Below are 11,998 nucleotides of genomic sequence, written 5' to 3'. Positions count from 1 at the left end.
CCTGGCGGGGTGAGCGCGTCCAGTCGCCCTCCGGGCTCCTTCCCGCGCTCACCCCGCCAGGGGCGCCCGCCACCAACCTCCCCAACCGAACACCACCCAAACGCTCTTCACCGGGCTCGATGGCGATCTACCGCGCTGTTCACCGAAGATGCGCGGGTCTGGACCGCCATCGACACGGACTCGGCGGCTTGTCGACAAGCGTCGAACAACGCGTTGAGCAAGGGCGCGTAATGGGCGCGCAGATCCGCGGCCGGCGGTGCACCGCCGCGGGCGGCATACACGCCTTCGATGACGGTCTCCAGGACGCCGAGCACGTGGCTGCCGAAGCGTTGGGCCGGTTGATCGAAACCGTCCTCCAGGCCGTGGGCCTTGCGGATGATGTGGGCCAGGCAGCGCAGGCGTTGGTCGAAGTCGCGGTAGGCCGCGTAGCCGTCGCTCATCAGCCAGTTGTCGAAGTGCTCGCCAAGCACGCGGCGAACCATCGCACGGGTGCGTCGCCCGACGATGAAGAACGTCGCCGTGGCACAGGTGAAGACCCAGAGCCACAGCAACTTGCCGTGCTCCTTCCACGCAGTCTCGTCGGCATAGAGCAGCTCGACGTTGCGCACCGTCTCGAGAATCTCCTGCTCGACCACCGGCTCGACGGCACGGGCCGCCTCGTGCACACACTGGTTGATGGTGGCCGTGGACAACGACAGGCCGAGCCAGTCGGACAGCAGCTCGCGCACCCGTGCCCGCTGACCAAGCGCATGCGCAGGCTCAGCGCGCAGATGAACGACACCAGGGTCGGACCGGCAAGATGCCATTCGCTCAGCGTAACGGTCCAATCCCCTTCCTCGTCGCAGCGCCCGGGCTCGGCACGCGTCCAATGGCCACAGGCGCAAAGCCGCTCGAAGTAGACGTGCTTGGTCTGCTGCACCACCAAACCGTTGCCCTCGGCGCCGGGCCGGGTCAGCTACGATCTCGTAGCGCGCGTTGTGTGCACGGCTTTGAGAGGAGTCGTCCAACGCCGCCGCACAACCGGCGCAGCACGCCGGCACATGGGGAACCTCCGCGTCGATCGCCAGCTGCTGCGTGCGACTGTGCCCCGGTGCGCCCTTGCGCCGGCCGGGCCTGCCCGGCTCGGCGGCGGAGGACGTGCGCGACTTCTTGGCCGGCGCATCGTCTACGCCGCCGGCATCGGGTGCGCTGTCGGCCTCGCCTGCCTCATCCGCAGCTGATGAGGTTTCCTGCCCGATCTGCGGCGCGTCTGCGCCGACCTGCTCCCACGGCGCGCGGGTGCTCGGTGGCCGTGAGCTGTTCGTGGGGTTTTGCCCAAGGCGCTCGCGCGCTGTCTTCAAATCCGCCAGGGCCTTGCTTAGCAGTGCACGCGCCTGCGCCTCGGAGAGCGACTCCAAGTAGGCTTCGTCGAGCTGCCTGAGATCGTGATCGCTGAGCTGCATGTCGGCCGCTTTCCGGCGCTCCAGGGACGATTGCCGGAGGGTCTGCGCCGAATCCTGCCACAACAGATAAGATTTGTCCCGTAACCCTCTGATCCAAAGATCAGGCCGCGAGCCGAGGGGGCTAAACGGCTACCCCGAGGGTGAGATCTCATGCAAATCGACCGACTGAGTGTCCGGAACTTCAAGCGCTTTGATCGCGTCGCGCTCGATCTTGACCCCGCTGCACGTTGCTCGAAGGAGACAACGGCGCCGGCAAGACCTCCGTGCTGGACGCGCTCGCGGTGGCCGCGAGCATCTGGCTGGTCGTACCTCCGGACCGGAGTCTCGCCGGCAGTCGGCGCAGCATCTTGCCCAACGAGATTCGCCTGGCGCCGGTGACCGTCGGCGATCGGACCCAGTTCGTCGAGCGCAAGCCGGTCGTGATCAATGCCATTGGGGAGATCGCCGGTGAGCGGCTGGAGTGGACCCGCGAGATCCCAAAGGCAGGGGTCAGGACCTATCCTTCCCGGGTTACCTGGCTACGCCCCCAGCACCGCCCTGTAAGCCCACCACCATGCGACTCACCGCCGAGCAGGCCGAGACAATTGTTTGGGCGGCTCAGCAGGTCACCGGGCTCACGAAGCCCGGCGGCTTCAACGCGAGCACGGCGCAGTCCACCTGGTGCAGCACGGATTCGGCGGTGTTGCCGATGAAGAGGCCCGGAACGCCGGTGCGCCCGAGCGTGCCCAGGACCACCAGGTCCGCATGGATGCGCCCGGCGAGGGCCGGCAGCTCGCTGCGGGCGGCGCCCTTCGGCAAGTGGCGTTGCGGCTGCGGCCAGGACTCGCCGCGGGCCTCGATGATGGCCTTCAGCTCGTCCAGCAGGGACTCGAGCGCCCGGGCATGGCGCTGGCGCTCCGCGGCGATGTAGGCATTGATCTGCTCCTCCGGCGCCAGGAGCGCGGTGCCGCGCATGACGCCCTCGCCGAGGGCCGACCAGACATAGACCACGTGCAGCTCGGCGGACTCCGCCTGCGCCAGCGCGGCGGCGAGCTGGAGCAGCAGCAGGTTCAGCGCGTGGCGCGTCTCGAGCTCCGGGCGCGGATAGAACCCTTCGGCGTCCACCGCCACCAGGATGCGCCGATACCGACCGACGTCGCTCGGCTTGCACAGCCACACCGGGCAGGGACACTTGCGCAGCAGGTGCATATCGTCGCTGCCGAACAGGCGCCCGACCATGCCCGAGGCCTCTGTGCACTTGATGACCAGATCCCGGTCGTTGTTGAGGACATCCCCGATGACCTCCAGGAATGGCGTGCCGGTGGCGACCGTGATCGCGGCGTCAGCCGTTGTGCCGGCGGCGTCCTGCAAGAGCTGACGCAGCCGCTGCTCGGCCTGCTCCAGCAATGCCTGCTGGAGCCTGTCCGTGGTGAGCTCCACGCCCGTGAGCCGGGTGTCCGCCGGCAGCCTGTCCACCACCGCCAGCACCGTCAGCCGGGCCTCGTTCGCCCGCGCCAGCGCGACCGCCCGTGCCAACGCGCAGGTCGCGTCGGACTCGGACTCGGAGCCGAGAACATAAAGGATGTTCTTGAAGCGCTTCATCGGCAGTTCTCCGTCGGGCCAGTCGAAAACCGGCCCGATGAAGGCTAGCCCGAACGCACCAGCAGCGCCAGGACAACGCCTGTCAGTAGCAGCAGCAGCGTCGCTGTGGACCAGCGGCGAAGCCGCCGCTCGCCATTCTCCGGGGTGCTCAGCCGGTCCAGGCGCTGATACACCTGCGCGCCGGCTGTGATGAGTCCGTTGCGCCAGCCTCCGATCACTGCCCCCAGCCGCCTCCAGGCGCCGACAAGCCGAGCGGTCAAGTATCCGATGATCACGAGCACATCGCCGGGCGGGATACGCGGCAGCCGTGCCAACAGGCGCCGGGTGATCGGCCCGGCCGCGAAGCCCCCGAGCAGCGCCGCCCCCGGCGCGACGAGCCGATCAAGGGGCCAATCGCCCGCCGTTGGCGGCGCAGCCGACAGCGGCAGCAGCCCGAGCACGAGCATCACGAGGCCGGCGGCGACCAGCATCGCGCTGACGCTATACTCCCTGCCGCTGCCTGGAGCACACGCCCGCTCGGCGGCAGCGCCCACCGACGCGCCCAGCAGCAGGCCCGTGCAGACCAGCGCACCGATCAGCGGGTGGTGGACGGCGTCGCCGCCCGCCGTTGTCACCAACAAGGCGCCCAGCACCGCCAGAACAGCCAACAGGGCGGACAGCAGCGCAAGCAGCCAGCCGACGAGGCGCCCGTGCCGCTGCGTGGCGCCCCCAGCCAGCAGCAGCGCGCCGACGCCGACACCGGACAGGGCAAACACCGCGGGCAGCACGCCTTCCACTGGCACGGACGCCGCGCCCGCAGCGGGCTGATCCAGCCCCAATGCCATCAAGCCGAGCCAGAGCGTCGTCAGCGCGGACAGCGTATAGGCGGTCAATGCCCGCGGCGCGGCCTGCAGCAGCCCGGCCGCCGCCGCCCAGAGGCAGCCGGCGAGTGTCAGCCAGGCCAGCAGCGCCGCCGCAGACGGCCAATGTGCGCCGGCGAGCGGCAGCAGGCGCAGCAAAGGCAGCAAGCCGGCGGCGAGGGTGAATGCCACCATCTGGGCCAGCTGCGGGGCTGGCGCCTCTTGGGTGGCCGGCGCCAGCCAGTAGTGCAGGCCCATCAGGCCCGCTTTGGCGCCGAAGCCGAGCAGCAGCAACGTCAGCACGATGCCGTGGCCTTTGGCCTCCGGCAGCGCTGCCTGCAAGGCGCGCAGATCCAAGCCCGCGCCGCCCTTCGCCATCAGCAACAGGGCCTCCAGCACGAGCAGGTCCGCGATGACCACCGACACCAGCAGCACCCGGCCCCCGCGCGTGCCCCCGAGCAGGCAGTAAAGGGGATAGGCGGCCAGGACCGACGCCGCCAGCACGGACGGCAGATCCCCCGCCAGCGGCAGCCAGAGCGCGCCGGCCATCGCCAGCAGAAAGGCCGTCGCCCGGGTTGGCGTGCGCAGCCAGTCCACCGCAAGCCAACCGGCCGCCAGCCACAGCAGGCCCACCGCCGCCAGCAGCCAGCGCCCGGCGGCATCGAGCTGCAGGGAGCCGCCGAGCAGCAGCCCTGGTAGCGGCAGCGCCGCAGCCGGGGCGGCGATTGCGATCAGCAGTGCCGGCAGGGCCGCCCAGCGTGCCAGACCCAGCACCGTCGTGCGCAGCGGCGGCAGTGCCAGCGCGGCCAGCAGGGCCAAGGGCCAGAGCGGCGCGAGGGCCGGCAGCCAGGGCACCGGCTCCAGCCACGCGCTGTCCGCCGCAAGACCGTTCATGGATAGTGGAACTCCCGCTCGACGATCAGCAGGGACCATTCCAGCGGCGAGACCGGCATGGATGCGAAGAGCCCGATCAGCACCGAGAGCGCCGCGGTCACCAGCGGCGGCAGCAGCAGCAGCCAGCGCGTCTCCGGCCGCGGCCGCCCGCCGCCGTCGCCGGCTTGGGCGCTTGCGCGCGCGGCCGCCTCGGCCCAGGGGCCGCTCGGCTCGCGCATCCAGGCGGCATGCAGGATGGGCAGGAAATAGGCGGCATTGAGCAGGCTGCTCGCGATGAGCACATAGAGCGGCCAGTGCACGCCGGCCTCCAGCGCGCCCAGGCTCAGGTACCACTTGCTGATGAAGCCCGCGATGGGCGGCACGCCGATCATGCCCAGCGCCGCGAGGGTGAATGCGCCCATGGTCCAGGGCATGCGCCGCCCGACGCCGTTCATCTCGCTGACCTTGTGGATGCCCAAGGTCTCCGCCAGGTTACCGGCGCAGAAGAAGAGCGTGATCTTCATGACGCCCTGGTGCACCAGGTGCACGATGCCGCCGACGCTCGCCAGCGGCCCGACGATGGCCACGCCCAGCACGATGTAGGACACCTGGCTGACGGTGGAGAAGGCCAGGCGGCGCTTGAGATCGTCCTGGAACAGCGCCCGCAGGGAGCCGTAGACGATGGTCACCGCCGCCACCAGCGCCAGCGGCCCGGTGACGCCGAGCGCGGCGGCCTGCTCGATGCCGAACACGTCATAGACGATGAGCACCACGCCGAAGGCCCCCGCCTTGACCACGGCCACCGCGTGCAGCAGCGCGCTCACCGGGGCCGGCGCCACCATGGCCTGCGGCAGCCAGCCGTGCAGCGGCACCAGCGCCGCCTTGACCCCGACGCCGCCGATCAAGAGCGCGAAGATCGCGGTCAGCGCCGCCGGGTGCTCGCTCGCGACCTCGCTGACGAAGCCGCGCGGGGCGAAGGCGAGTGTACCGGTGAGGGTGTAGAGCCAGACGGTGCCGGCGAGCAGCAGGGCGCCCGCGAGCACCGTGTGCGTTAGGTAGACGACACCGGCCCGGCGCGCCGCCTCGGTGCCGCGATGCACCACCAGCGGATAGGTGGTGAGCGTCAGCATCTCGAAAAACAGCAGGAAGGTCAGCAGATTGCCGGCCATGGCCACGCCAACGGTGGCGGTGACGCAGAGGCTGAAGAAGCCGAAGAAGCGCGAGCGGTGCGGCGATTGCTCCAGATAGCCCACCGCGTACACCGTGGTCACCAGCCAGAGCCCGGCGGAGAGCACCAGGAACAACAACGACAGCGCGCCCACCCGCAGCACCAGGTCCAGATCGTCCAGCAGCGGCATGCGCAGCTCGTAGCGCTGCCCGTGGTAGACGCCCAGGATCATCCAGCCCACCAGGCCCAGCTTCAAAAAGGCCCCGCCCAGGTTCAGCGCGGTACGGGTGCCCACCCGCGCCTCGCCCAGAAAGAAGACCACCAGACCCGGCAGCAGTGAGCTGGCCAGCACCAGCAAGGGCAGCAGCGCATCGGCGGGCAGCTGGGGGTCGAACAGCGGCGTCATGCCCCACCCCCGGCTGCGAGCGTTACGGCCGACGCCGCCGATGCGGGTCCCAGCTGTAACAGCGGTGAGATCAGCGGCAGCGTCAGCCCGAGGACGATGGCCGCCGCCGCCAGCAACAGCGCGCTCCACTCCATGCCCGGCGGGACCGCCCGGATACGCCGCTCGCGCGCGGCGGGCGTGAAGGCATGTCCCACCACCTTGAAAACATAGGCGGCTGCGAGCACGCCGCCCAGCAGGATCACCGCCACCAGCCCGAAGCGCTCCTGCTCGAAGGCCGCCTCCAGCAGCAGCCATTTGCCGATGAAGCCGCCGCTCGGCGGCAGCCCCATGATGCTGACGCCCGCCAGCGCGAAGGCCGTCAGCGTTAGCGGCAGGCGATGCACGGCGCTGTCCAGCTCGGCGATGCGATCATGTCCGCCGAAGCGCAGCAGGTTGCCCGCGGAGAGAAACATGGCCGCCTTGGCCAGCCCGTGCGCCAGGGCCAGGTAGAGCGCGCCGGTCCAGGCGACGGCGCCGCCGGCCACCGCCAGCGGGAAGGCGATGAACAGGTAACCGACCTGGGCCACCGTGGAGTAGGCGATGAGCAGCTTCAGCCGCTCCTGGCGCAGGGCCAGCACCGAGCCCCAGAGCACGGCGGCCGCGCCCAGCACGCCCAGCAGCTCGGCGACCCAGCGGCCGCCACCCCCGAGCACGTCCACCCACAGGCGCAGCACCAGGTAGAACGACGCCTTGACCACCAGCGCGGAGAGCACCGCGCTCACCGGCGCCGGCGCGCTCCCATGCGCCGGCGGCAGCCAGAAGTGGAAAGGGAAGAGTGCGGTCTTGAGCAGCAGGCCGGCGATCATCGCGCCCGCCGCCACCTGCATGGCCGGGCGCGGCGCATCCGGGACGCAGGCGGCCACCAAGGCGAGGTCCACGGTGCCGCAGCCGTGGTAGATCAGCGCCACGCCGAGCAGATAGGACAGGGAGCCGAGCACGCTCACCAGCAGGTAGCGGATAGCGCCGGTCAGCGCCGCGGCGCTGCCGCCGAGCGCCGTCAGGCTCGCCGCCGCGAAGCCCAGCAGCTCCAGCGTGACATAGAGATTGAACAGGTCTGCGGACACAAAGAGCGCGTTCAGCGCCGTCCACAGCAGCAGCCAGAGCGGCCAGAAGAAGGTGCGCTCGTGCTCGTCGTTGCGGAAATAGGCCGTCGCGTACAGGCTCACCGTGACGCCCACCGCCGCCGTCATGGCCAGCAGCGCGACGCTGAGGCCGTCGGCCCGCCACAGAATACCGAGCGGCGCGGCCCAGCCGCCGAGCTGTGTGCGGGCGGTGCCATCGGCCATCACCGCCAGCGTCAGCGCAAGCGTCGACGCGGCGGTCAGTGCCGCGGCGACCAGGCCCACCGGGGCGGCGAGCCGCGGCAGCAGAAAGCACAGCAGCGCGCCCGCCAGCGGCAGGAAGACGACAGCCAGCATCCACGCCGGCCCAGCCAGGCCGGGCCCACTCGGGTCCAGCGGCATGGATCAGTCTCCCGTGTCGTCGCCGAGGGTGGTGCGCCCGGTGAGCACGCGCAGCCGCACGATCAGCGCCAGCGCGAGGCCGGTGGCGGCGACGGCGACGACGATGCCCGTCAGGACCATGGCCTGGGGCACGGGGTCTGCGGCCATGGGCACGTCCTCGCCGGGCGTGCGCCGGGCGAGGCCGATGAAGACCAGAAAGACGCCGCTGCTCATGACATTGAGCGCCAGCACCTTACGCAGCAGATGGGCATGCACGATGAGCGCATAGAGCGCGAGCACCACCAGTGCCATGCCTACCAGCGCCCAGAACACCGGCTGCGTCACGGGCGCCCTCCGGCGAAGAGTGCCGCCAGCACGACGCCGATGGAGAGCATCGCCGCGAGCTCGATGGTCAGGATCAGCGTCTTCGCCTGCGCTGGCGGCCAGTCCAGCGGCGCGCCGCCCGGCAGCAGGGCCGCGACCACGCCGAGCGCCGCGAACACGGCCACCCCGAGCACCGCCGACACCCGCAGTGCCGGCCCGTTCGCCCAGCCTGGCAGCGGGTATCCGCTCAGGCACAACAGGATGCCGACACCGCCGAGCAAAGAGCCCGCCTGGAAGGCGCCGCCCGGCGCATGGGCGCCGACCCAGAGCAGGTAACCGGCCACCAGCACCATCAGCGGCGCCATGAGCCGCGGCAGCTGGCGCAGCAGGGGGCCCGGCACGTTGCCGGCGCAGCCGCGTGCCCGGCCGACGGACCAGGCGCCCATCACCGCGAGCACCAGCACCACCAGCTCCAGCAGGGTGTCGTAGCCGCGGAAATTGAGCAGCACCGCCGTCACCGGGTGCGAGACGCCGCTTTCGTCGATGCGCTCGTCGACGGCGGCGGCGAGCCCCGGTGCCGGCTCCGAGAGTGACAGCACCGCCAGCACCAGGCCGGCGAAGACGGCGAGCAGCGCCAGCACCAACAGCGCCCGTGCGGCGGGCGGCAGTCCCTTGTCCGCACGTGCGGAGCTGGCGGGTCCGGCCTGTCGGTCTGTCCGCGGACGCAGCATCATGCCCCGTCCCGCTCGCCGTTGCGCCCGTGCGCCCGACCACGGCCGATGGGCGGCGCCAGGCGCACCAGCGCCGCCAGCAGCAGCGCGCCGGTAACCCCGGCGCCGATGGCCATCTCCGCGAGCGCCACGTCGACGGCAAAGAGCCGCGCCCACACCAGCGCCAGCACCAGCCCGAAGGCGATGAACAGCACCACCGCCCGGAACAGCGCCGGCGTGGACAGGGCACGCCAAGCGAGCCACAGCAGCAGCAGCGCGAGCACGCCGTCCAGCGCCCAGTCGAGGAGGCTCAGCCCTGCCATGGTCTGATCCGCCGCGCCCTGGCCCAGCTGGCCACCAACTGGCTCGCCGCAGCGGACGCCGTCAGCACCAGGAGCCAAATCACCAGCAGCTTGCCCGCGGCGGCCCCGGATTCCGCCCGCAGCATTAGCCCGAGCACGATCAGCCCCAGGCCCAGGTTGTCCGCCTTGGTGAGAGCATGCAGGCGCGTGTAGACATCCGGGAAGCGCAGCAGCCCCAGGGTGCCGGCCAGGAAGAAGCCGGCGCCCGCGAGCAGCAGCGCAATGGCAAGGCTATCAGTCATCACCGCTATCCTGATCCGGTGTCGGCGTCTTGACGCTCGCGGTGAAGGCGATCACGGCGATCACCGCCAGCAGCGCCAGCACCAACGCTACATCCCGCAGCGCGGGCAGGGCCAGCGCCTCCGCCAGCAGCAGTAGGATCGCCGCCGCGGTGGTGCCGAAGAGCTGGGCGGCCAGCATGCGGTCCGCCGCCGTCGGCCCATGGCGCACCCGCCAGAAGCCGGCCGCCAGTGTCAGCAGCAAGAACACGGCCAGCGCGAGATACAGCAGGGTCATGCGTCGGTCTCCGGGCCGCTGCTCACCCACCGGGTTGGCGCCGGGGTGCGCGGTGCCTGAAGCGCCACGCCGAAAATCCAGGCCACCTGCGCCTCCAGCAGCTCCAGCTCGTCTTGATAATCCCGGCCCGCGTCGAGCACGTGCACCCGCAGCCGCGCGCCACTGACGATGGCCAGGGTGCCCGGCATCAGGCTCACCAGGCTCGCCAGCATCACCGGCGCCGGCCCGGGCGGCAGCCGCAGGCGGTAGTCGAACAGCGTCGGCGTGAGCGGCAGCCGCGGCTTAAACGCCCGCGCCGCCACATCGATACCGCCGTAGAGCGACTGCCAGAGGAAGAAGGGCAGCAGCAACAGGCCACGCAGCACCGTCGGCAGCAGCGCAAGCGGCCTGTCGGTCCCGCGTGGCTCGACGATGACCAGCGGCATTGCCGCCGCCACGGCCGCGAAGGCCGCGCCGAACACCAAGCCATCGGTGCGACCGTCCGTCAGCAGCCACCAGACCCCCCAGAACACCGCAAAGCGCCCCAGCAGCCGGGCCAGCTGCAAGATCATACCAGTCGCCGGCACGCTGTCTTCCCGGTGTCAAAAGGCCAAGCAATCACAACGAGGCTCCCTTCCATCAACCAGCCGGGCGGCGGTCGCCGCCCGTATGCGGCCCATAGCTTGCGGACCCCGCACGCGGGTGTCCAGCCCTTGCATTCGCGCGAGCGGCTTGTTCCACCGGGCGCGAGCCGCGACACCAACCCTTTGCAAGGCGCGCGGCGTGTTCCGTGAGAGCAGGGCAGCCGCACAGCCCGCTGGCGAAGACACCGTCGGCGCAGCGCGCCTGTATCCGCCGTCGCCGACGCGAGTATCCTGCATGGCAGACGGTCCGACCCTCCGGTCCGGCCCAGCGGCCTGCCCCAGCGCTCGGGAGGGCTGTCCGGGCTCGCGTCGAGCCAGGCGTCCAAATCGGCGAGGTCGCCGCGCGCCCGGCGCTCACGGAAGTAGGTCTCGGTCTTGAGCGCCGCGACCTTCTCCGCGATGGCGGTGACGAAGAGCTGGTTCATCGATACATTCTTCTCGTCCGCTACCTTGCGTGCATAGGCAAACAGGGATTCGGGTACCCGCAATGCATAGTTGGCCATCAGCTTGGCTCGTTGTTCAGTTGGTGCAGCAGCGCGCCTGGTGTCAGCCACATCGTTACCCACAACTCGCCCCTTCGGCGTTGCGATGAGCATCGAGCGCGAGCACAAAGTCGGCAGCACGCTGTAGTCCGATCCATAGCGTTTGGGGTCCCGGTAAGCCGTCGCCCTTGCGGTTGAGGAAGCCGCCGAGAACAGCGACCATGCGGATCATCTGGTCGAGCGATGGTGGCGTATCCGGAGGCGGCTTGCGTTCGCTCACCAGATAGACTGCTTGCCATTCGGCTTGATCGAAGACGACATCGCAGGGCAGTTCCGGGCATTCGCGACCGAGCATGGTCAGGAACAGCACACGCCAGGCGATGATCATATAGAAAGCGAGTGCCGGCTCGAGGCGTTCGAGCTTCTCCAGCTGCAGCTCTTCGATACGGCACCCGCTTTTGAGAATTCGGAAGAAGATCTCGATTTGCCACCTGCAGAGGTACCAGCTCAGTTTCTCCAGGGCCTGCTCGGGTGTTGTCACCGCCAGGTTGGTGAGCAGCAGCCATTCGACAGGTTCCTCGCCGGCTGGCGGGTCGGGCTCGGTGGCAAGCATGGCGCTGATCTCGACGTCGGGAAGCTTGCGATCGCGACGATAGGGGGCCGGCAGCGTGAGGCGCACGACTTTGATTTGCTGGTGGACGGTGCGGGCAGTGCGCCCATTGCTGCCGGGCTGATCGAAGCTCGTCTCGGTGAGCACCGGGGCCTTGGCCAAGCGCTCGCGTAAGGTTTTGCCGGTGGCGTTGTTGTCGGCGTCATCGCGCAGAACGCGGTCGTGTTGTGCGCGCACCAGCCAGTCGGCGGCCGATTCCGGGCATGGGGCTTCGACGAACAGGTCGTAGATGTCGGCTTCGCGGTCGCCGACGTAGGTCAAGCGGGTGTCGGGAAGCTGTTCGGCCAGCTCGTTGACGCGCTGATAGCCATCGATCCAGCGCACGCTCTCCTTCTCTTCGAGCGGGCGGGCGGTGTCCTTGGACTGGGTGAGGCTGCCGGGCTCGCGCGCCCAGCTGTGGACATGGAGCAAGCCCAACGCCAGCCGATCGGGCGTCACGGCCAAGGTCGGGTGCAGATACAACCCGCGGCGGGTCTCGTCGTTGAGCGGCCCGAGACCCTGGATATCGCTCTTGCCGGTGT

Annotated in this window: 13 protein-coding genes; all 13 read right to left on the bottom strand. The window is 70.1% G+C overall.

Annotated features, from left to right (window positions below):
* Positions 1-107: 107 nt before the first annotated feature.
* On the bottom strand, positions 108-728 hold the full coding sequence (locus CKO31_RS24125) for an IS66 family transposase (protein WP_200242809.1): 621 nt from the start codon (positions 726-728) through the stop codon (positions 108-110).
* 1,311 nt (positions 729-2,039) lie between these two features.
* Positions 2,040-3,023: a universal stress protein gene (locus CKO31_RS24120; protein WP_200242798.1), complete on the bottom strand. Its 984-nt coding sequence runs from the start codon at positions 3,021-3,023 to the stop codon at positions 2,040-2,042.
* Between the two features lie 44 nt (positions 3,024-3,067).
* A complete protein-coding gene (locus CKO31_RS24115) occupies positions 3,068-4,756 on the bottom strand; it encodes a proton-conducting transporter transmembrane domain-containing protein (RefSeq protein ID WP_200242795.1) in 1,689 nt (562 codons plus the stop codon).
* Positions 4,753-6,309 (bottom strand): complex I subunit 5 family protein, encoded by a 1,557-nt coding sequence (locus CKO31_RS24110; RefSeq protein WP_200242792.1) that lies wholly within the window; start codon positions 6,307-6,309, stop codon positions 4,753-4,755. Before CKO31_RS24110 ends, CKO31_RS24115 begins: the two co-directional genes overlap by 4 nt.
* Positions 6,306-7,811, bottom strand: coding sequence for a complex I subunit 5 family protein (locus CKO31_RS24105; RefSeq protein ID WP_200242790.1), 1,506 nt, complete (start codon positions 7,809-7,811; stop codon positions 6,306-6,308). Before CKO31_RS24105 ends, CKO31_RS24110 begins: the two co-directional genes overlap by 4 nt.
* A 3-nt stretch (positions 7,812-7,814) precedes the next feature.
* Complete coding sequence (locus CKO31_RS24100) at positions 7,815-8,135, bottom strand: sodium:proton antiporter (RefSeq protein WP_322789207.1); 321 nt, start codon at positions 8,133-8,135, stop codon at positions 7,815-7,817.
* Positions 8,132-8,848: an MnhB domain-containing protein gene (locus CKO31_RS24095; RefSeq protein ID WP_242475640.1), complete on the bottom strand. Its 717-nt coding sequence runs from the start codon at positions 8,846-8,848 to the stop codon at positions 8,132-8,134. The genes CKO31_RS24100 and CKO31_RS24095 overlap by 4 nt, the downstream gene beginning before the upstream one ends.
* Positions 8,845-9,147: a Na(+)/H(+) antiporter subunit B gene (locus CKO31_RS24090; protein WP_200242788.1), complete on the bottom strand. Its 303-nt coding sequence runs from the start codon at positions 9,145-9,147 to the stop codon at positions 8,845-8,847. Before CKO31_RS24090 ends, CKO31_RS24095 begins: the two co-directional genes overlap by 4 nt.
* Entirely contained in the window at positions 9,135-9,431 is a 297-nt protein-coding gene (mnhG, locus tag CKO31_RS24085) for a monovalent cation/H(+) antiporter subunit G (protein WP_200242786.1), read from the bottom strand. Before mnhG ends, CKO31_RS24090 begins: the two co-directional genes overlap by 13 nt.
* On the bottom strand, positions 9,421-9,702 hold the full coding sequence (locus CKO31_RS24080) for an MrpF/PhaF family protein (protein ID WP_200242784.1): 282 nt from the start codon (positions 9,700-9,702) through the stop codon (positions 9,421-9,423). The genes mnhG and CKO31_RS24080 overlap by 11 nt, the downstream gene beginning before the upstream one ends.
* Complete coding sequence (locus CKO31_RS24075) at positions 9,699-10,253, bottom strand: Na+/H+ antiporter subunit E (protein WP_200242782.1); 555 nt, start codon at positions 10,251-10,253, stop codon at positions 9,699-9,701. Before CKO31_RS24075 ends, CKO31_RS24080 begins: the two co-directional genes overlap by 4 nt.
* Positions 10,250-10,828 (bottom strand): hypothetical protein, encoded by a 579-nt coding sequence (locus tag CKO31_RS24070; RefSeq protein ID WP_200242775.1) that lies wholly within the window; start codon positions 10,826-10,828, stop codon positions 10,250-10,252. The genes CKO31_RS24075 and CKO31_RS24070 overlap by 4 nt, the downstream gene beginning before the upstream one ends.
* A 55-nt stretch (positions 10,829-10,883) precedes the next feature.
* Positions 10,884-11,998, bottom strand: a 1,115-nt coding sequence (locus CKO31_RS24065) for an IS4 family transposase (protein ID WP_200242773.1), incomplete at its 5' end; no start/stop codon positions are given.

This window comes from Thiohalocapsa halophila (assembly GCF_016583825.1).
Classification (GTDB): domain Bacteria; phylum Pseudomonadota; class Gammaproteobacteria; order Chromatiales; family Chromatiaceae; genus Thiohalocapsa; species Thiohalocapsa halophila.
Note: the sequence above shows the minus strand (reverse complement) of the source record. Positions and strands in the feature narration are given on the sequence as shown.

Excerpts from the sequence above, each read along its gene's own strand:
- CKO31_RS24095 (WP_242475640.1), bottom strand. The coding sequence starts at position 8,848 with ATGATGCTGCGTCCGCGGACAGACCGACAGGCCGGACCCGCCAGCTCC.
- CKO31_RS24105 (WP_200242790.1), bottom strand. The coding sequence starts at position 7,811 with ATGCCGCTGGACCCGAGTGGGCCCGGCCTGGCTGGGCCGGCGTGGATG.
- CKO31_RS24075 (WP_200242782.1), bottom strand. The coding sequence starts at position 10,253 with ATGATCTTGCAGCTGGCCCGGCTGCTGGGGCGCTTTGCGGTGTTCTGG.
- CKO31_RS24110 (WP_200242792.1), bottom strand. The coding sequence starts at position 6,309 with ATGACGCCGCTGTTCGACCCCCAGCTGCCCGCCGATGCGCTGCTGCCC.
- CKO31_RS24120 (WP_200242798.1), bottom strand. The coding sequence starts at position 3,023 with ATGAAGCGCTTCAAGAACATCCTTTATGTTCTCGGCTCCGAGTCCGAG.
- CKO31_RS24090 (WP_200242788.1), bottom strand. The coding sequence starts at position 9,147 with ATGGCAGGGCTGAGCCTCCTCGACTGGGCGCTGGACGGCGTGCTCGCG.
- CKO31_RS24070 (WP_200242775.1), bottom strand. The coding sequence starts at position 10,828 with ATGGCCAACTATGCATTGCGGGTACCCGAATCCCTGTTTGCCTATGCA.
- CKO31_RS24080 (WP_200242784.1), bottom strand. The coding sequence starts at position 9,702 with ATGACCCTGCTGTATCTCGCGCTGGCCGTGTTCTTGCTGCTGACACTG.
- CKO31_RS24115 (WP_200242795.1), bottom strand. The coding sequence starts at position 4,756 with ATGAACGGTCTTGCGGCGGACAGCGCGTGGCTGGAGCCGGTGCCCTGG.